This window comes from Helicobacter apodemus, from assembly GCF_003097575.1.
Taxonomy (GTDB): Bacteria; Campylobacterota; Campylobacteria; order Campylobacterales; family Helicobacteraceae; genus Helicobacter_D; species Helicobacter_D apodemus.
Genome location: NZ_CP021886.1, coordinates 988,545 through 1,007,424 on the forward strand (window position 1 = coordinate 988,545; position 18,880 = coordinate 1,007,424).

Annotated in this window: 28 protein-coding genes; 8 read left to right on the top strand and 20 right to left on the bottom strand. The window is 31.6% G+C overall.

Annotated features, from left to right (window positions below; genetic code table 11):
* Position 1: 1 nt before the first annotated feature.
* From CDV25_RS04815 to CDV25_RS04830, 4 genes are all read right to left on the bottom strand, one after another.
* Positions 2 to 991, bottom strand: a complete 990-nt coding sequence (locus tag CDV25_RS04815) for a TraU family protein (RefSeq protein WP_108910995.1) — start codon at positions 989 to 991, stop codon at positions 2 to 4.
* A complete protein-coding gene (locus CDV25_RS04820; protein ID WP_108910996.1) occupies positions 988 to 1,641 on the bottom strand; it encodes a chromosome segregation protein ParM in 654 nt (217 codons plus the stop codon). Before CDV25_RS04820 ends, CDV25_RS04815 begins: the two co-directional genes overlap by 4 nt.
* Positions 1,641 to 2,417 (bottom strand): conjugal transfer protein TraF, encoded by a 777-nt coding sequence (traF, locus tag CDV25_RS04825; RefSeq protein ID WP_239056429.1) that lies wholly within the window; start codon positions 2,415 to 2,417, stop codon positions 1,641 to 1,643. The genes CDV25_RS04820 and traF overlap by 1 nt, the downstream gene beginning before the upstream one ends.
* Positions 2,418 to 2,502: 85 nt before the next feature.
* The gene (locus CDV25_RS04830) at positions 2,503 to 3,003 is read right to left on the bottom strand and encodes a hypothetical protein (RefSeq protein WP_108910997.1); all 501 of its coding nucleotides are present in this window, start codon (positions 3,001 to 3,003) and stop codon (positions 2,503 to 2,505) included.
* A 326-nt stretch (positions 3,004 to 3,329) separates the two neighbouring features.
* Between CDV25_RS04830 and lepB the strand changes: the two genes are divergently transcribed.
* From lepB to CDV25_RS04870, 8 genes are all read left to right on the top strand, one after another.
* Positions 3,330 to 3,881, top strand: coding sequence for a signal peptidase I (gene lepB / locus CDV25_RS04835; RefSeq protein ID WP_204161865.1), 552 nt, complete (start codon positions 3,330 to 3,332; stop codon positions 3,879 to 3,881).
* Complete coding sequence (locus tag CDV25_RS04840) at positions 3,869 to 5,296, top strand: conjugal transfer protein TraH (protein WP_108910998.1); 1,428 nt, start codon at positions 3,869 to 3,871, stop codon at positions 5,294 to 5,296. The genes lepB and CDV25_RS04840 overlap by 13 nt, the downstream gene beginning before the upstream one ends.
* Positions 5,297 to 5,306: 10 nt before the next feature.
* Positions 5,307 to 6,500: a hypothetical protein gene (locus CDV25_RS04845; RefSeq protein ID WP_108910999.1), complete on the top strand. Its 1,194-nt coding sequence runs from the start codon at positions 5,307 to 5,309 to the stop codon at positions 6,498 to 6,500.
* Between the two features lie 50 nt (positions 6,501 to 6,550).
* Positions 6,551 to 6,730, top strand: a complete 180-nt coding sequence (locus CDV25_RS04850; RefSeq protein ID WP_108911000.1) for a hypothetical protein — start codon at positions 6,551 to 6,553, stop codon at positions 6,728 to 6,730.
* Positions 6,731 to 6,760: 30 nt separating this feature from the next.
* Entirely contained in the window at positions 6,761 to 7,000 is a 240-nt protein-coding gene (locus CDV25_RS04855) for a hypothetical protein (RefSeq protein WP_108911001.1), read from the top strand.
* Positions 7,001 to 7,087: 87 nt separating this feature from the next.
* A complete protein-coding gene (locus tag CDV25_RS04860; RefSeq protein WP_108911002.1) occupies positions 7,088 to 7,321 on the top strand; it encodes a hypothetical protein in 234 nt (77 codons plus the stop codon).
* Positions 7,322 to 7,331: 10 nt separating this feature from the next.
* On the top strand, positions 7,332 to 9,437 hold the full coding sequence (traN, locus tag CDV25_RS04865) for a conjugal transfer protein TraN (protein WP_108911003.1): 2,106 nt from the start codon (positions 7,332 to 7,334) through the stop codon (positions 9,435 to 9,437).
* 169 nt (positions 9,438 to 9,606) lie between these two features.
* The gene (locus CDV25_RS04870; protein ID WP_108911004.1) at positions 9,607 to 10,185 is read left to right on the top strand and encodes a metal-dependent hydrolase; all 579 of its coding nucleotides are present in this window, start codon (positions 9,607 to 9,609) and stop codon (positions 10,183 to 10,185) included.
* Positions 10,186 to 10,290: 105 nt separating this feature from the next.
* Here the strand turns inward: CDV25_RS04870 and CDV25_RS04875 are convergent, their stop codons facing one another.
* From CDV25_RS04875 to bet, 16 genes are all read right to left on the bottom strand, one after another.
* Positions 10,291 to 10,902, bottom strand: a complete 612-nt coding sequence (locus CDV25_RS04875) for a recombinase family protein (protein ID WP_108911005.1) — start codon at positions 10,900 to 10,902, stop codon at positions 10,291 to 10,293.
* Between the two features lie 54 nt (positions 10,903 to 10,956).
* Positions 10,957 to 12,501, bottom strand: a complete 1,545-nt coding sequence (locus CDV25_RS04880) for a DEAD/DEAH box helicase (RefSeq protein WP_239056430.1) — start codon at positions 12,499 to 12,501, stop codon at positions 10,957 to 10,959.
* Between the two features lie 22 nt (positions 12,502 to 12,523).
* Positions 12,524 to 12,757: a hypothetical protein gene (locus CDV25_RS04885; protein ID WP_108911007.1), complete on the bottom strand. Its 234-nt coding sequence runs from the start codon at positions 12,755 to 12,757 to the stop codon at positions 12,524 to 12,526.
* A gap of 135 nt (positions 12,758 to 12,892) precedes the next feature.
* A complete protein-coding gene (locus CDV25_RS04890; protein WP_108911008.1) occupies positions 12,893 to 13,234 on the bottom strand; it encodes a hypothetical protein in 342 nt (113 codons plus the stop codon).
* 117 nt (positions 13,235 to 13,351) lie between these two features.
* The gene (locus CDV25_RS04895) at positions 13,352 to 13,621 is read right to left on the bottom strand and encodes a hypothetical protein (protein WP_108911009.1); all 270 of its coding nucleotides are present in this window, start codon (positions 13,619 to 13,621) and stop codon (positions 13,352 to 13,354) included.
* The gene (locus tag CDV25_RS04900) at positions 13,608 to 13,844 is read right to left on the bottom strand and encodes a hypothetical protein (protein WP_108911010.1); all 237 of its coding nucleotides are present in this window, start codon (positions 13,842 to 13,844) and stop codon (positions 13,608 to 13,610) included. Before CDV25_RS04900 ends, CDV25_RS04895 begins: the two co-directional genes overlap by 14 nt.
* On the bottom strand, positions 13,841 to 14,296 hold the full coding sequence (locus CDV25_RS04905) for a hypothetical protein (RefSeq protein ID WP_108911011.1): 456 nt from the start codon (positions 14,294 to 14,296) through the stop codon (positions 13,841 to 13,843). The genes CDV25_RS04900 and CDV25_RS04905 overlap by 4 nt, the downstream gene beginning before the upstream one ends.
* A gap of 246 nt (positions 14,297 to 14,542) precedes the next feature.
* Complete coding sequence (locus CDV25_RS04910; protein WP_108911012.1) at positions 14,543 to 14,800, bottom strand: hypothetical protein; 258 nt, start codon at positions 14,798 to 14,800, stop codon at positions 14,543 to 14,545.
* 11 nt (positions 14,801 to 14,811) lie between these two features.
* The gene (locus CDV25_RS04915; RefSeq protein ID WP_108911013.1) at positions 14,812 to 15,768 is read right to left on the bottom strand and encodes a Dna2/Cas4 domain-containing protein; all 957 of its coding nucleotides are present in this window, start codon (positions 15,766 to 15,768) and stop codon (positions 14,812 to 14,814) included.
* A gap of 160 nt (positions 15,769 to 15,928) precedes the next feature.
* Positions 15,929 to 16,231: a type II toxin-antitoxin system RelE family toxin gene (locus tag CDV25_RS04920; protein WP_108911014.1), complete on the bottom strand. Its 303-nt coding sequence runs from the start codon at positions 16,229 to 16,231 to the stop codon at positions 15,929 to 15,931.
* Positions 16,224 to 16,454 (bottom strand): hypothetical protein, encoded by a 231-nt coding sequence (locus CDV25_RS04925; protein ID WP_108911015.1) that lies wholly within the window; start codon positions 16,452 to 16,454, stop codon positions 16,224 to 16,226. Before CDV25_RS04925 ends, CDV25_RS04920 begins: the two co-directional genes overlap by 8 nt.
* A 115-nt stretch (positions 16,455 to 16,569) precedes the next feature.
* Positions 16,570 to 16,917, bottom strand: a complete 348-nt coding sequence (locus tag CDV25_RS04930) for a hypothetical protein (protein WP_104721464.1) — start codon at positions 16,915 to 16,917, stop codon at positions 16,570 to 16,572.
* Between the two features lie 25 nt (positions 16,918 to 16,942).
* Positions 16,943 to 17,248, bottom strand: coding sequence for a hypothetical protein (locus CDV25_RS04935; RefSeq protein WP_104721465.1), 306 nt, complete (start codon positions 17,246 to 17,248; stop codon positions 16,943 to 16,945).
* A gap of 38 nt (positions 17,249 to 17,286) precedes the next feature.
* Positions 17,287 to 17,556: a hypothetical protein gene (locus CDV25_RS04940; RefSeq protein ID WP_108911016.1), complete on the bottom strand. Its 270-nt coding sequence runs from the start codon at positions 17,554 to 17,556 to the stop codon at positions 17,287 to 17,289.
* A gap of 108 nt (positions 17,557 to 17,664) precedes the next feature.
* Entirely contained in the window at positions 17,665 to 18,051 is a 387-nt protein-coding gene (locus CDV25_RS04945) for a hypothetical protein (protein ID WP_108911017.1), read from the bottom strand.
* Between the two features lie 10 nt (positions 18,052 to 18,061).
* A complete protein-coding gene (gene bet, locus CDV25_RS04950; RefSeq protein WP_108911018.1) occupies positions 18,062 to 18,862 on the bottom strand; it encodes a phage recombination protein Bet in 801 nt (266 codons plus the stop codon).
* Positions 18,863 to 18,880 lie beyond the last annotated feature (18 nt).

Consider the following 18,880-nt stretch of genomic DNA (forward strand, 5'->3'; position numbering starts at 1 on the left):
CTTAAAAAGCACAACAATCTACTTTTTTAAAAAGGAGGTAGTTAAAATTATCCCCACCTGCTGGTAGATTTTTGTTAGGCGTCCAAATAATCCCTGTTTGTCCTATACCCATTGCAGTAGGGTGGGCTTTGGGAAAAAGTAGTTGAAGCCTATAAGCAGATTTCATCCAGATAGGTAAAGGGTGCTCCCCACATAAAGCACTCTTAGAAGCAGAATTCCATAATACGAATTGTCTATGTAACTTATAAATTAAAGATGAAGCCACACTAGCAGAATCTTCTACATAGTTTTTAGTATTTGTAGAACCTGTGAGTGGATAAGCATTGCCCCAACTTCCTTTGCACCAAAATAATGGGTCTAAAGGTCTATTTGCTTGTGAAGCAACACTATCAGCAATACAAGCCATATTGGTGATAGGATTCCCAAATAATAAAGCTTCAGGATTAATTAATGCCCCTAATGCATCATCATTCCATAATGGGTCAATCTCTGTCATATAAGCTATATCAAATCCTTTCGTGCTTCTAACACACATACTATCAACAAACATACCCACTAGTTGAAATACAGGGTAAATATAATAATGGGCATTAAAGAAAGTTCTTGTTTTATCTTTTGTATTAGCATCTCCTTTTGTTCCCTTTTGGGTAGAAGATAAACCCGAAAAATTTATCCCTAAACCCGCAAAACAAAAGGCATCTTTATTCACATCAATGCTCCTGCTTGGTTCAAAATATCCAACAGGAATTCCAATTCTAATAAAAAGTGGAGGAGGAAATGGGCAAGTGCAAATAGGACTTCTTACTGCAGCAGGAGAGTCTGGCATACTTCCTTTTATTGCAGGTATACCTGCAATATTAATAGGGAAGATACAATTCCAACACATATCCGCTAATGTCTTTAAAATTTGTGTAGGATTTACTGAACACATTCCAAATGCTAATTGGGCGATTAAAGCTAAGAATACAAACACTCCTAAAACCTTTTTCATTTTTTAGCCCCCTTATTGCTTGTATTATCTTGTTTATCTTTTTCTAAACAGATTTCATTAACAATGATTTTATCTCCTTGTTGTTTAATAATGCTGGGTGTATGTTTGAGGGCAAAACGCTTAGCAATTTCAGGTGAGAGATAATAAAAGCTTTGTTTGTATTTCTCTATCATTTCATAATAACTTCCATCACTTAAAAATATCCTATAAGCCATAGTGTTTAAATAATCACTCTGTTCTAGCCATTGTAATTCTTTGGGATTATTTGCATTAATTACAACAATCCCATAAGAGATTTTTGCATACTTTGCAGGATTAAAAGTAAACCCTCGTGGATAGATGATATTGCCCTTAATGTCTTTAATATCTTGTGTGAGCGTATAAGTTAAATCAGGGCTAAATTCTCTATCTCTTGTTGCGGGTGTGAGAGGTATCATTCCTTTAGGTTTATAATTTTTAATGTTCTCTTTTGCTTCCTCTCTTGCTTGATTGGCTCTTTTCTCTATTAAATCCTTATTTTTTATCAAATGTTCTTGGATTAATTCTAAGAGATTTTTCTCTGCAAACTCATAGACTTCTCCTAAGTATAAGGTATTAGAGTCTGCTAATAAAAGATTAAGCAATAATAGAGCTATAAAATTTTTAAACATTATTTGTCCTTTTGCATAATAGCATTCTCAAATAAGAATTTTGTGTTATTAAGGATTTCATCTTGTGTTGCAAGTCCAGCTTTTATTCTATGCCATATGGCTTCATCATTTTTATTCTTATATAAAAAGAAATTTTCAGGACTTGTTGTAAGCTTAAATTTATCTTTTAAATGGGGGTTTTTGTCAATATCAATAAATTCAGCTTGGATTCCATAAATTCTTTGGATATGTTTATAAACTTCCTTTTGTTTATTGATGGCTTCTTGGTTTAAGTCTCCATAGAAAACAACAAAGGCTAATTTGTCTTTTTTATTTTTAAAAAACTCTTGTGTATCTTTATCTTTTTGTGTCGTTTTAGAAGTCTTAGCAAACTTCGTCTCTGCAATATCTGGAAATTCTAAATTTGGATTTTCTAGTAAGTTAATAGTCCAAACCTTTGCAAATCTCTCAGATTGTTCGATTTGCCACTTATTCATAATTTGTAATATTTTTACATTTTCTTTAGTTGGTTTCATTGTAGCAATGGATTTCACCCTTTCAAAAGTTTCTGTGTATTCTTTAACACTTAAAGTATCAAGAGAGTTTAGAGGAATAGATTGCATAAAGATTTGGTCTTTGTCCTCTTGTTTCTCCCCTTTTTTAACTTCCTCCTCTAGTGGCTCTTTCTCATAATAGTGCCAACCACGCTTTGCATCTGTGAAAAAAGAATTTGTGGAATTATTAGCATATAAGAATGAACCAAGCATTAGCGGTATTAAGAAAAATTGTTTTTGCACTGAAATTCCTCTTTCTAAAGATTAAAGAACTTTACCACCAAAACATACCCAATATTTATGAAAGTAAATTTTTTTTGGAAAAGTTTCATTGTGATTTTTCTTGCTTTTGTATTTCGTTGTTTTCTGTGTGTTTTAAAATCTCAAGCATTGCAATAAAAGTTTCAATATCTTCCCTGCTTAAATGAAACTTGCCTTTCATATAGCCATATTGATAAGCTTTGATAATGTTGTATTGTGGGTATTCTTTTTGAATAGCTAAAATCTTTTCAGATTGTTTAACAGCTCTTTTTTGCTTTTTAACTCTTTCTTTTACTCTTAAAAGTGCAGGTTTGCCATATTTACAATAAATAGCATACATTGCTTGTTCTCCAAAAATGTTTTTTAAAAAACCTTTAACATTTCTTACTCCAACAGGCTTAGTTAGTTTTTTCATAGACTTAAACTCAAAAGCTAAGACATATCCCTCTATTATTTTTGTGAGTTTTGATTCTTGTTCTGTTAGTTCTTGTGATTGTGTGGTATCTAAAATCTCTTGTATCTCTTGAGTGTTTAATTCATTGCCTCTTTGTGAATTTGTATTACTCATAATGTTCCTTTGTGCCTATAAAGATATTGTTAATACTTTACCACCAAAACATACCCAATATTTATGGAAAAATGAAAACGGAATGAAAGCCTTTTGAAAAAGGCAGAAAAAACAGGGGAAAGATTTAGCTATATAATTTATTATATAAACAGGGGAAACTCAAATTTTACAAACTAGGGGAAAGATTTGCGTATATGGAATGGTGTTAGGGGGAAAGTAGGTTTTTTTTACAAACTAGAGTTTTTTCAGTGAATTTTTCAATTTTTTCATTTCCATAAATATTGGGTATGTTTTGGTGGTAAAGTTTTATTTTTAAAGGAGAATATTTGAAAAATAAACAATTAAATGGCTTAAAGAGCATTTTTAAAGAAAACAAGATTAACACCAAACCCATATTTTCTATTTTTATTCTATGTTTAATTATCTTATCTTTTATGCTTATACTAATAGAGGTTTTTAGTAAGCATTATACCTTTGCATTTTTAAAAACCAATAGTTTGACAAATGTAACTTGGGTTTTATTACAAAAAGATGTGGATAAATATAAATTTGATTTAAAAGGCAAAATAATTGCTTTTGACTTTCCCCTTGATACAAAATATTTTAAAAAAGATACCCCTTTTGCAAAAAAAGTGAAATGTCAAGGAGGAGATAATCTCTCTACGCAAGATAGGGATTATTTTTGTAACAACTATCATATAGGCAAAGCAAGAATAGCTGATAGCAAAGGAGCTACTGTGAAGCAATTTGTATTTAATGGGGTAATTCCTAAAGATTCCTATTTTGTAATGGGAGATAATCCTAATAGTTTTGATAGTAGATATTGGGGATTTTTAACTAAAGATAAAATTAAAGGAGTGGCAATATGGAAATATTAAAAAAGCATTCAATGAGTTTAGCTTTAGTTATGGCACTTAGTGCAAATAGTGTTAATGCTGGAATTTCTGATTTTATTCAAAAATCTCTTAATGCCAAGACGACAGAAACTTCGGCTGGATACTATAAATCACAAGTTTCGGGTTTAGCAACATTAGGAGGTGCTAGAGTTAGATGGGGTGGAGTAGATAATATTCGCCCCTTTAATGTGCAAACTCCACATATTAATGTGGGTTGTAGTGGTATTGATATGGTTTTTGGTGGTTTCTCTTACTTAAACTTTGAATATTTAATTGAAAAGCTTAAAAAAATCTCTACTGCCGCTCCTGCTTTTGCATTTAAAATGGCATTATCCACCCTTTGTAAGGATTGTGATACCATAATGACAGCGTTAGAAGATATTTCTAATGAAATTAATAAACTAAACTTTGATTCTTGTCAAGCACTATCTAATTGGTCTAATAGAGCAGGAGAGAAATTATCAGGCGTCGGTTTAACAGGAGTGGAAGGAGGGCAAGTAGCAAGTTGGCTTCAAGGTATGAATGATGGATTATCCAAATGGGTAGAGAAATCCAATAATTTTATTAATGGACTGGACAATAATCCAGATTCTAAGAACACGACAATCATTTATGATCAAGGCTCTTTATTACAACAGGGTTTAAAAAATCTTGAGAGTGTCTTTAAGCGATTAATGGGAGAGAAAGAATATGAGAAAATCTTGCGTGCGGTTTTTGGAGATGTTATTGGGCATAAATCAGAGAATAAAGAAGATGTTATCCCTAAATACACACATTTGCCACCAAGTATCAATACTGAAGAATTCGTAAAAACACTAGGGGGCGATAAAAATAATCCTGAACAATCTATTTTTACTATTACTAATTATGAGATTGCAGAAATAGGTGATAGTGGAATGTATAGCATTAAAAATTTAGGGACAGAAGAGATAAAAGTAGAATCTTATTATGGAATCTTAAAAAAACAAATTCAAGCCATTATTGATAAAGGAATAACTGACCAACCTTTAGAACAAGCTGATATTTCCTTAATTAGCTCCATTGATTTGCCAACTTGGCATTCAATTAATATTGCGATTGCAAATAGTATGAATGCAGATGCTTATATAGAAATCATCTCCACAAATGCTTTTAAAGGCTTAATTAACAAATTTGCAAACAATGTTTATAGCCAAATTGCGACCATTATAGGACAAATGAGTGCAAATGGCAGATATGATACTCCTGAAGCTAAAGAGGCTCTAAGTGCATTCCAAAAAGACATAAGAGAAATCTCATCAGCTATTATAAATACTATGGATAAGCAACTTGAGTATAATGAAAAAACATTAAACGCAAATACCCATTTACAAAAACTCTATCAAGAATGTCTCATTAGAAGTAAAGGTGCAAAATAAAGGAGTAAATATGAAAAAACTACAAAAAACCCTTTTAGCTTTTTGTTGCATAACTAGCTATGCTCTTAGTAATGATGCCTTTGTTAGTGGTAGTGAGAGTGCCAATAGTTTGCTTAATCATTTTAAAGGGAATATGGACACAACAATCACAAGTCCTATTACAAATGGTGGTGCATTAAGAAGTGTAGATGGAGAATCAAGTGGTAAGGTTAGCCTTACTTGTAATGAAAAAAGTGTTGAGTTTTTAAACATTTCCTATACAGGAAGTGATTTTATTAATATTTCTGTTTCTATGGATAGTGATGGTATTAAAGAATCTCATTATTCTTTTAGTGGTATTAATAATATCTGCTCTAATGGATTTGCTAGATGTTCTTCTAATGGTTCTATTAAAAATAATAATTGTAGGTTTTATGCGTGGGAGAGTGCTGGTAATTCTTTGAAAGTCAAAGAAATACTAGAACAAGAAGCATTAAGTTGTTATTGTATCAGTAATGCTTGTGGTGGATTAGCAAGGAATGAAAAAGAGAGAATCTTAAAAGATATTGGTGGTGGTTTAATTTCTACTCTTGCAAAAAGTTCTCATAAATTTATAGTGGGTGGAAGTGAAATAAAAAATGATTCTTTAGTATATTATGGTTCAAGTGCTGAGGCTTGTGAGTATATAGGAGAAATGCCAAATGTTAATAGAGGTTCTAGTTTAAAAAATGCCTCTACAAAACTTGCTTCAGAGCAAAGCGGAGATGAAAATAGTGTGTATTCTATCTTTCAAAAATCCACAGATAATAATACTCCCCTTGATAAAGAAGTAGAAAACTCTTTAAAATCCTCAATTAATAACATAGACAATTCTTTAACTTATAAGAAAAATGCAACAGGATATGATTTTTCCTATGTTGATTCTAAAGGAAATAAACAATCTTCAAACTATCAAAATCAAGATATTAATGAAATTTTATATTGTGAGATAGAATATTCTGAAGTCTCCCCTACACTCTTTTCTGATAACACTATAAGGGGTAAAACCACAAATTCTAATACCACAACTAAAACTGCTATTAAAGAATGTGTAAATAATCGTTGTCCTCTAAGTAGTGGAGAGAAAATTAAACACCAATGTGGGAAAGTTGATGATTTTGCAGAGACTATCGGAATATTAAGTGGTGTTAATGAAGTGATGAGTGATATGGTATGTGCAAGATGAAATGCATTCAATACTTGTTGAGGCAATAATCACAAAATTAAGGAGAAACAATGTTTAAAAACAAAGAATACCATTTTCTATATATGAAGCATATAAGTGAGCCAACTATGGCTAAATTGACACTTAGTGTCAATGAGGAAGCAGAACAATTGTTGAAAAAAGGCTACAAAGTCAGATTACTTTCAACTCTGCAAGGAGAGAAAGGATATATACAAACCCTAGAAGTTTAAGCAAAGTGAAAGTGCATTAAGGAAGCTAGAATGAGAGAAATACATTTAAAAATCGCAAGGGTGGCAAGTCCTTGCGAAAAATTGCAAAACGGCAATTACTTTAACCTTAACCATTTCCTAATTTCTTCACGAAATAAGGTAAGCAATATGGCAAGTATCGCAATGCAGAAATTTAGAAGTTCCAGCATTATGGACTCCTTTGAAGTTGGATTCCTCCCACGCACCCAACCAAATAACCAAAAAAAAAGCCCAATCCCAAAAAAGGATTGAGCTTAACCAACTTCACAGGTTTGCAATTTTGTATCCATCTTGCCAAATGGATAAATGATTATAGCACAAATTTATAAGGTAACAAAAATGACTAAAAAAGAATTAGAGAAATTCCTTAGTGTTAAAGAATTTAAAGAAACAAGTGTTTCCTTTGAGGATAAAAAAATAAATGTTGTTATTTGCAAAAACAATAAAGATTATTTTGTTTATAGTTATTGCATTTTAAATCCAGCTGAAACTATGATAAGGCAAAAATACAAAACAATTGAAGAAATGCTCCAATCTTGGTTTTTCACAAATCTTTTTAAAAAGAAAAAATAAGGCTTAGACAATGAATCAAATCCTTAAAATTATCCTATTTTTTAGTTGTTTTTTCTCTTATCTTTATAGCATAGATTGTCATTTTTTTGGAGAATTTCAATACTATGGAGGGCATTATTACGCCACTACTGCTAAAAGAATGAGTTTTGAGGAGGCTAAGACTTTGGCAAAAAGGAATGGAGGTTATTTAGCTATTCCTAATAACGCACAAGAAAATCAATTTCTTTCTACTCTTGTTCCTAGAGGTCAATATGCGTGGATTGGAATACACGACCCAAATTTTACGCAAAACCATTGTCTCCCTGATAGAGGTTGCCATTTTAGTGATACAAGATTTAGGGATATAAACAATAAACCTCTTGGCTATTCTAATTGGGCAACCAATCAACCTGATAATTTGTTAAAAGAATATGATGTTATAGAGGGAAAAGAAGTTATCTCACCACTTGGAGAGCATTGGGTAGCTATGGCTTTTAATGGACAATGGGCAGATATGGGGAATCACGCTGGGGAGGAAAATCCTAAGAAAGAATATGCTTTAGTAGAATTTGATACTCAACCTGTATGCCATTCTGCCCCACAAACTGATATTTTTAATGATGGAGATTTATTAGGAAAATGTAATTCGTGGATAAGTGATGATGCAAATTACCCTATTGATGAATCTAAGGGAGTGCAAAACCTCTCTTGCTTGAAAGACCCTAAAGGAACAAGTTTTTGTCCGATAAATTTAACAGAATGTAGAGTGGATAATGGGGATAAGGTAAATGGTGGGGTAAGAAAAATTAAAGCAAAAATGCAGAAAAGGTATATTGATATAACCTATAGCACAGGTAGAATTTATTGGTATTCAGGGTTTGTAGATATAAAGTTTAATATTAACGATATTAGAACCATCACTTCTTTTAAGGCTACTGCTTTTGGAGCTGATGATTGGGCAATTCTTTATCCGCCAAATAGAGCTATTACAGATTCTCAAAGGGATAAACAAGGATTACTTTATGTTCCTTATAATTCTAATGGGAGATTTTGGGAAACTGCTAGATATAATGGAGCAATTGCAGAGGCATTGAATAGATTAGAATTGCGTGGGCATTTAAGAAATGGACGCAATTTTATAAGAATGTTTTTTTCAACTTGGGATGGAGGAAGTTGGTATGCTATCTTTAGAATTATAGGTGAGGGTATTTCTTGTGCTAATGTAACTCCACAATGGGGTCAAACTTGTTCTAGTGGATTTTTATATGAGGATTATAACTACTATGAATACACTTGTCCTAGTGGATATTCTGCTATCAATAAAGGTGGGAATTGCCACCCTAAAAGCATAAGGGATTTGGTAGATACCAATGGAGATGGAATAGGGGATTCTTGCCCTAATAGCACTCCTCCACCTCTAAATTGTCAAGGCACTACAAAGTTTTTACCCTTTAATAAAGATAGAGCTTGTGTGCAATATGATGGGAAATTACAATGTTCTCCTCATCCTTGTTTTGCAGGAGGTAGTGGAGGAAATGCTTCATTAGTAGAAAATATTAATAAAAATGTAGGGGTTAATGATTCTACTAATAATGGTTGGAGGGAAGATGGAAGTTGTGGAGGACAACTTTTAGTTTTTAATGGGAAAAGCCATAGTTGTAGAAGTAGTGATAAGCTCTTAGGTTTAAGCGGGGGCGGGTGTTGTAATAAAAACAAAGTCTTCTTAGGATTAGTATCTTGCAAAGAGAATGAAAAGAATCTTGCAAAGCTTAACCAGCAGAGCCTATGTAAGGAGATTGGAGAATATTGCTCTAAAAGGATTAAACTAGGTTTTGCGAAAGTTTGTATTCAAAAAAGTAAATCCCATTGTTGCTTTAATAGTCTCCTAGCAAGGATATTTAATGAACAAGGTAGGCAGCAAATAGGTAAAGGTTGGGGGAGTGGAGAATCTCCTAATTGTTCTGGATTTACCACAGAGGAGTTTCAAAAATTAGATTTTTCTAAGATGGATTTGAGTGAATTTACCAATTCTTTAAATTTTAGGGTTAATGATAGTTTTGCTAAGGGGCAGGCAGAGAAAATCAAGGATAGAGTGCAACAAAGTATTCATACTATTAATAGTATGAAGGCAAATTAATGAGGTTGGTTATTATGGTAAGCTCCTCCCACGCACCCAACTTCATAGCCAAAAAAAAGCCCAGCCTCAAAAAGAAGCCGAGCTTATATAACACATATAGGCATCAAACCTTTTATTCCATTTCTCACCAAAACGAAATGGATAAGCAATTATAATACAAAGGAGATTTATGTTAGCTAAAACACATATTACCTTTGCTCTCTCTTTAGCTTCAGTAGGTGTTTTTATAATACAGCCATTTATACCTATTGAAAGCACCCATTTATTAATCTTTTATTTTGCAGTAGCCTTTGGGGCAATCTTCCCTGATATTGATGAACCACATTCTAAAATAGGTAGAATGTTTATAGGGGTATCTCACTTAATGAATGCTATTTTTGGGCATAGGGGATTTACACATAGTTTGCCTTTTATTATTATCTTAATCCTTTTGTTAATGGTGCTATGTAATTTTGAGAGTGTTAGGACATTTATAAATGGCTTTTATGAAAATGCTTTAGTATTTCTAGTAACTGGATTTATTCTAGGTAATCTTTTGCATATAGTTGGAGATATGATGACCTTAAGTGGTGTGCCAATCTTTTTGCCTTTTAAAAGTAAAAAGTATTTTGCACTTCCTAAAGTCTTAAGATTTAGAACTAGCGGATTAGCCGACCAAGTAATTGCCTATATCTGTGGAGCATTGTTTCTTGGGATTAATACATTAATGAATCCAACTATAACAAATCATTTGCAGAAAATGTTGTGAGAGAGTGAGAGTATGCCCTGATTATTGAATGATTGGCATTTCTATTAACACAAATTTTTCTTGCGATTAATCTATATTGATTTCACGATTTTATAATATTAAAAATTAATTTAAAATTAACTTTCGTTTTTTGCAGAACCAAAGGAGACCATTATAGTTTTTGTTCTCCTTTTCATAGAGTATTTCCCATATTTTTTTCACAGACATTTTTTGCTTCAAAAGAGATTTGATTTTTTTAATATCTTTGTCGTAGTAACTATTAAGAGCATTGAATGGGCGTCCAAGCTTCTTTCCTCGCTCTCTAGCTTTCTCGAGTCCCGCTTTTGTCCGCATTACTATTAATTTTCTTTCCTCTTCTGCAATATAAGCATAGATCGCTAATATTAACTTAGAAGAGCTCTCACCATTTGATAAAATCATTTGTCTTATAAAAATTATTTTAACGCCTTTTTTGTCAAGTTCTAATATAAAATGCAAGATTTCAAGCATATCTCTACCCAATCTTGATAACTCTGTTGTAATAAGAGTATCTCCGCTATTAAGCATATCTTTCAATTCTGTAATTTTTCGCTTTTCTTGAGATTTTGTTGAACTAATTTCGACAGAAAGCATTTTATCAATCTTAATGCCATTAGAAAGGCAATATTTTTCAATTTCAATCTTTTGAGAATCCGTTTCTTGTTTATTTGTGCTAACTCTTACATAGGCTATGGTCATAATATCTCCTTACAATGATTAATATTATACAAAATTACAATACAAACTATAAAACTACCACATATACAAACTAATCGCAGGATTATCTTGTATCCATTTCTCCCTTTTATCTGCTGAAACACTAGCATTTAATGCTCTTACAACATAATCGCTAAATTCTGCAGATAAAAGATTTTCTAGCTTTTCACTCACACCAAGATTGGTAAAGGTTGCAAAAACGATACATTTTCGTCCTTGCTCTAATTCTTCTCTTAGCTCTTTTATAAGTGCTAAGTCCTTGTTAGTGGTAAAACTAGAATCCACAGGAGGAAAGTAGAAAAATCCATCAGGATTCTTTTTGCTTTTTGTAGAAAATGCCAAATGTGGCAAGTCTAAAATAGACAAGCTATCATTTGCTAATACACCAAGCAAAGATTTATCCCCTTCAATAATAGCTCCAACTAGAGATTGAATGTAAGAGCGATATTCCTTTATAAACTCATTGTTTGCAGGAACACTTATAACTTCCTCTGCATAATTTGGAAGTTCAAAATTCATCTCATCTAATCTTAAAAACAAAGTAAAATCTAAAAGCTCCTTAATCAACAAAGGGTTAATTTTGGGAATCTCTTTTAACTTTTTACTTTTGCCCCGTTTTGTGACCACACCATCTTCAACACTACAATCCTCCCAATTTTCTTTTGTGTATTCCTTCTCTGCTGCACCAAACCTATCTACAAAAATACCTAAATCTTCATAATTTAAGCCCATTGTATGCTTCATAAAGTCTGGATTCATTCTATAAAGAATATAAAAGAGAGAGGAAGCATAACCATTTAGAAGTGTGCCTGTTAATCCAACAATTTTAGAAGAACAAGAAGCAAGCATTCCAAAAGCAGTGCCTTGAGCGGTATCGCCACCTTTTAATTCGTGGATTTCATCTAAGATTAAAAAGTCAATAAATCCATTTTTCAATCTTTTTTTAATAAACTCAGCTACACCATAACGCATAGCAACGCCTTTTAGTGAGGGTTTTTTAATCCCTGCATACCATTCTTTAAAAGAAGTTTGTTTTAGCTCTGGAACAACATTTCTGCAATTACATTTATGTAATTGTTTAAAAAATCGCCTTGTTACAAAACCTGCTTCTTTGTTTTTAAAATATTTTTTTACCTCTTTAAGTGTAAAGTGAGTATTTTTAAGCTCTTCTCCATACTCATCAACTTCTATATAGTTGATAGGCTCAGAGCAAAAAGAATTGGATACTTCTTCTAAAACTTTTCCACATTGACTGCAACAAAACCGCCAAAGGCTAGAATTAATCTTTTTTGCCTTAATAGATTCTGTTGTATCAATAATCTTTTCTCTAGGATAAGAAAGCTTTGCAACTTCCTTGCTACAAATAAAGAATCTTAAAATCCCATCTTTGCTATCATTTTGATAGTCAATGATGGTTTTAAAATTACGAACAATCACAATTTCATAATTTAAGATTGCTTCATTACTTTTTCCAAGTGTTACTTCTATCTCACTTGCCCATTTAGGAACAAGATGCGATGGACTCATAATAAAGACATTCCCTCCATTTTTCAATAAAGAGTAAGATAAGCTAATCCCCATTAAAGTTTTTCCTGTCCCCATCTCACAAGATAAAAGAAGGGATTTTCTTTTTTTTCAAGTGATTAACACCAGCAGTAATAATAGTAGCTTGTGTTGGGAAGGGTTTTCTCTTTAATTCTAAAAGCACATCAATATCCCCTTGATAATCTAAAGGATTTTCAATTCCTTTGAAAGTTGGGTCTATGATTGCACTTAATTGGGACCTAATAGCGACTTTATTTTCTATTAAAAATTCTGAAAAGTTCATTGTTTTCATTGTTTATCCTTATTATCATAGAAAACTAAAAGGTTTTAGATTAAAACCTTTTAAACTAAAACAAGGATAGAAGTATCCCAAAGCTGGGATAAATCTATCCCAACTTAGGGCTGTATGTAAGTATTTTAGTGTTAGCTACTTAAGAAAAGCAGTGATAAAGTCAAAGACTTTAGGTTGAAGGATAACTATTAAGATTCCTAAACCTATTGCATAGAATTTCATCTCTTGCCTAAGAGAGCGATAATCTGATTTTACTCCTGCAATTTCAGTTCTTACCTCTGCAATCTTAGTTCTAACAAAGTCTTTACTATCAATGTATTCTACTTCTCTTGCTTCTTCATACTCTTCATAAATAATACTTGCGTCTTTAAAAGTATTTTCTATAACACTTTTAACTTCATCAATATTATCAGACTTAAACCATAATTTTTCGCCATCATAGACTTCAAAATTCTCTTTAAAAGTTGTTAATTGCATTATTTATTCCTTTCTTTGTATTTTTGTGTAATTCCTTATATTTCTTTATTCCAAACAAATTCATCTGGATAACTAAAATCACTAAATTAGTAATTTCGCCTTTCTCATTTTTACTCCTCATTTATGCAATTGCACTAATTTAATGGTGTTATTAACTTTGTCAAAATGTAATCTAAAGAGTTTTTCTAGGATTTGTTTTTCATAAAAATAACCCCTATAAAGCATTTCTTTTGTAGAGATACCTAAAATATTAGATTTTATGTAATACCTCCACCAAGATTCACCATTAATCACACAATAACATTGTCTCTTTTTATCAAAAAACATATTTTTTGGATTAATATTATTTTTTTGCAGTATATAAGCAAAGATTCTATTTTGTTTCATCTTTGTCCCCTTTGCTTTTTTTCACAAAGTCATATAGGACTTCGATTAAAATTTCCAAGCACACAATAGGTGCGATAAGAAATATTTTCACAAAAAGAGTCCAAGACAAAAACTCTTTTTCTTGCTCCAACTTATCTCTCTGAAAATAAAGAGCTACAAACCCACAAACTAAACAAAGTCCCAAATAAATAAGCGTAAAAAAACCAACATCACAAAGGCTCATAATAAACCCCTTGCTCTTAAATCTCTTAGCTCCTCATCAGAAAGTAGATTTTCCTCTCCAAGTTTGTAGCTTGTTACAAGAACTGCACTATACATTCCTTGTCTTTCTAAAACTACAACAATTCCTGTCATCTTATCAATGATTTTCTGAGAAATGCTCTTATGATTACAACCTACTTCTTGGGTTTGGGTTTGTCTAATTGCTCTTGAAATAGCACTACTTAAAACCTGAACTTCATCAAGGATAAATCTTTGTTGAAGTCTATTGGCAAAATGTTTGGTAACTTTAATCCCATTTTTAAAAGACCTTAAAAGATTGTTATATAAAAAGCTCTCATTAGCTTTTGTTTTTTTGCTCTCTTTTTGTGCTACGCTTTTTGCAGTTTTTTCAGAAATAATATTTATTAAATCGTTTAACGATACTCTGTTAAAATGAATATTTGTCGCTGACATTTGAAAACTCCTTAAGAAGTCTGCAAAGGAAAACGACAATCAATTAATCCACAAGGGATAATTTGTCCCTTGCAGACTAATGTTTAATTTTTAAAAATAACTAAAACCTATCAAGCTAAGATAAACCAAGCTTGAACCACCATTGAAGTATTTGCTCTAAGATGGAGTAAAATACTCTAAAGAGATTATTATCCCAAAGGGGAAATACATAATCCCTTGTTGGAATATAAAAAAGCCTAAGCTTCCTTATTTTTCTGTAACTAAATACCTATTTTTACCTATAACTTGCCTACCTCTATTGCCATTCCATCCTGTTACTAAAATAGCAGTATGAGTATCTCTCTCATATTTCACTACAAAAGTAGTAGAACCGCTAGTAATTTCAAAAAGATTCCTTGCAGGATTCTTTGAAATTTCAGTAACAATATGGGCGACTAAAGATAGGTCAAAACTCCTATTACCTAAACGCTCTTTAAAATGATTACTAGGGATTATTTTAAGCATTTCAACTCCTTTTACCTAATCAAGAGGTATTTCGCTCTTGTGGTAGTCTTTGAAAAATCTTTTAAGACATTTTCATAGCTTTGAGGATTTCCTTGCTTCCAAGCATTAATATCTAAAGAAGTGCTTGTTATTCCACCTGCTAAACTTAAAATTTTATTATCAACACTTAATTTCTTGATTTCTAAATTATTAAGTTTATCTACAAAAGACTTTTTTAAAGAATCTAATCTCTCATTTAATACCCTTGTAGTTTCATTTAAAGTTAGTATTTCTTTTGCTTCTTCTTTGAGTGCTTCATTAATATGTGTGCAACCATTAAGTCTTAGCGGACAATCACTATTAAAGGGGCATAACCCACAATAACCTTGTGCTTCTGCTTTGGGTTCAATTTGTAACTCTATTGCATCTCTTAATTCCTCTGCTTTTTTCATCGCTATTTTTTGTAAGGATGTATTGGGTTGTATCCAAAAGAATTCGTGCCAACCATTATTAACATTAAGGGCAACAATACAAGCAGAGATTTTTTTATTCTTTTTTTCTTGTGCTAAAAGTGCCATTTGAAATTGCACTTGCAATACCCAAGATTCATAAGGAGATTCAACACTGTCACTAAGTGATTTGCACTCTACAATGATAGCCTCATCTTTACTTTCTATCAAAAAATCAATATGACTCCTAAAAGAACCATCATTGTTTTTCACCTCATATTGCTCTTTAAAAGGAATATTTCCAAAGCCTTTTTTCACTAAATCTTCTGCTAAATGACCACGCTCAAAAGTAATAGATTGTTCTATGGATATTTCCTTGTTGTTCATTTTTTGTAAATAGGCTTTACGCAAACACCCTGCTATATCAGAGCTTCCAACATAAAGCTTTCTATCACCTAAATTCTCAAAACTTTCTTTTTCTAAAATTTCTTTGAAGTTTTTAGTCCATAATTCTTTAAAATTAATGGCTCTTTTTTCCATTGTTTATCCTTATTAATAAAGTCTTAAAGACTAATAACAAAGATATACCTATCCCTTAAGTGGAGTAAAGATATATCATAGTCTAAAAGATTAAAACAAGGATAGAAGTATCCCAAAGCTGGGATAAATCTATCCCAACTTGGGGCTGTAAGTATTTAACTTATTTATTACGAAGATTTGCTATTTTATAGACATCTTTATTTTCTCTTTTTCCAACTGCAATTACAGAGACTACTTTTGCAACTTCTTGTTCTATATGTATAACAATGCGATAAGTAGCATTTGCAACATAAGTTTTTCTAAGTCCTTGCAACTTAATATTGCCTCTGTTATATAAAGGTTTAGAATAAAGGTATGGATTAGTCTTATATTTTTCAAAATAAGACATAACTTCCAAAAAGACATCACTTGGCAGAATAGATAAATCAGAGATGACTTCTTCTTTATAGATGACTTTAAACAATAAGTCCCTTATTTTTAAGCCGCTCTTTCATCTCTTTTTCGGATATCCATTTAGGATTCCGCATTCTTTCTTCTGCAATTTTAACAATTTCTTCGTCTTCTGCACTAAATTTTGCAACCATAGTGGCACACTCTTTAGCTACATCGGTAATGGAGTCTAATCTCCATTCTTTTTGTAGAGTTTTAAAAATATCATAAGTTTCTTGTGTAACTTCAATTTGCATTTTTAACTCCTTTACATTTTATTTTTACATGTGTTGATTACACCATAATAAACAAGGATACACTATCCCTATTGGGATACAAGTTATCCCAACTAGGGCTGTAAGTATTTTAGTGTTAGAAGAGTTTTAAAATCGCTACAATAAAGCCACCAAGAGCAATTTGCAAACCAATAAGCCATTTAATGATGTCTGATTTTACTTCTGCAATTTCAGTTCTTACTTGATTAATCTCTGCTCTAACAAACTCTTTTGTCGCAAGTTCATTTTTAAACTTTTCCTCCACTTCATCTTTAATAGCTTTTGCGGTGATATTATCATTTGTTTTAATATCATTAGCTACTGCTAAAACAACATCTATGATTTCATCTTTTTTATCCTCTTGCTTAAACTTCTTAATCATCTCAACAAGTAAAAGCTTTGTAGAATAAGAAAGAACTTCTTTTTGTTGCATTGTTGTTTCCATTTTTATTCCTTTTTCTTATTATACACTAAAACCACCAGATTCTATATTCACCCTCTCTTTTTGCATAATCGCATTTAGAAGCAACTTCTTGCAAATCATTAATAATTGCAATACTTTTAGGGGTTATAGGATAGATAGCATTTGTATTAAAATCCATCAAGGATTCATAATTAATGATATGCTCATCTTCTTGTATATGATAATGAATCTTTGCTTCCTCTAAAGTATTTGTTACTTCATCAAAAGTCAAAGTATCTTCAATATCTTTACTACCTACTTCTCTACCAATTTTTACTTGATAATCCAATATATGATGGGGTCTATATCCCATTTTTTATCCTTTAAATTTAATTTGTTTTAATTAGGGAGCTATTGAGCTACCTTTCTAAGTTTAAATTTACAAATACGCTCTAAGGTTTTATAATAAGCAATCCAACTCTTCAAATTGTCGTTCAATTTGTTATGATGAAAATCCACAATCTTTTGTGCTTCTCTTTTGCAATGCTCTTGCAAATCTTGCCACTGATACACTGGCATTTTCATTTCACCACTATAAGCAGAAACTTCCACTTTTAAAAAGTCTCTAAGACAATCCTTGTGCATATCTGAAAGCTCAACTTTTTTTAAAACCTTATTCATTTTTAATCCTTTAAAATAAAGTCTTTAAAAAGACTAATAAAACAAGGATATACCTATCCCTTAAGTGGGATAAATCTATCCCAACTTGGGGCTGAGTAATACAAGTTCTTATAAAGAAGCTAAATATGCTTTTGTTATCTCTTTAAATGGAGTATATTGTTTATTTTTAAAATCTAATTTAGCAACAAACCATTTTCCATTCTTTCTAAGATAAACATATTCAATATAATATTCTTTGGATTCTTTTTCTAAAAATTTAGTTAAAGAACATTCTAGTGCCTCTTCTTCATAAGCTTTTTCTTTTGTTTCATTGATTGTTTCTCTTAAAGCACTTATGTTTCCTAATTCAATTAGCCAATATGCTAATGTATCAGAATCATAATGCTCTTTTAAGGTTTTACCAACACCATCAACATATCCATCGTGGTGGCAATAAATGCCTTTGACTCTATCTGCATTGTCTTTTGAAGTAAAAATATAACATCGTGTAGCCATACTTACTCCTTTATGCAACTTGCTTAACCCAGCAGAGATTACCACTAGAATCTTTTCTTTCAAAGAAGCCAAGATTCTCTAAAATTGAATCTTTGTTATAGGTATCCCCTATCACTCTAATCCAATCACCTTTTCTTTCATAATCAAAGCCTAAAGTTTTAAGTGCTTGTAAGTCTTGATTAATATCCACAACTTCAGCACTAACTTCTAAGCTTTCATCATTATTGTTTTGGGATTGTGGAGTAATGATTCCATCTACTTCATCAATAGACCTAATACCATTAATATTAAAAGCTTTACGCAAAGCTTGTGCTTCAGCAACTTTTTTAATCATAGTATCAGGTTTATCTGCCCAAAACTTAGTGGGATTTCCTTCTTTAGTTTTTTGAACATATTCAGAATATGCTACTTCAGTAATAAAAGGCTTTTGTGTATCATTGCGATATACAATAGCCTTAGCAACTAAATCTTCTTTATATTCCCAAACTCCATTAACCATTTTTGGAGTTTTCTTAATTTCAGAGGACACTTCAATCCCTCCAAAATTTCCACTCTTGTGAGCCATAGATAATAAGCCATCACGACTCACTAAAGGTTCAACTTTGACTACCCACTGTCCATTTACTTGAGACTTCCTCTCTAAAAAGAATATCTCCTTTGTAATAGGATTTAATCCTAACTCCTGTGCAACCTTTAAACAAAAGTCTATATCTTTTACAGAAGCACCTAAAGGAAACATTTGATTTTTAATAAATTCAATGTCTTGTTCAGCTAGGTTTTGGGGATTGTTTTTTGTAGTAATATTTTTCATTGTTTATCCTTATTATCA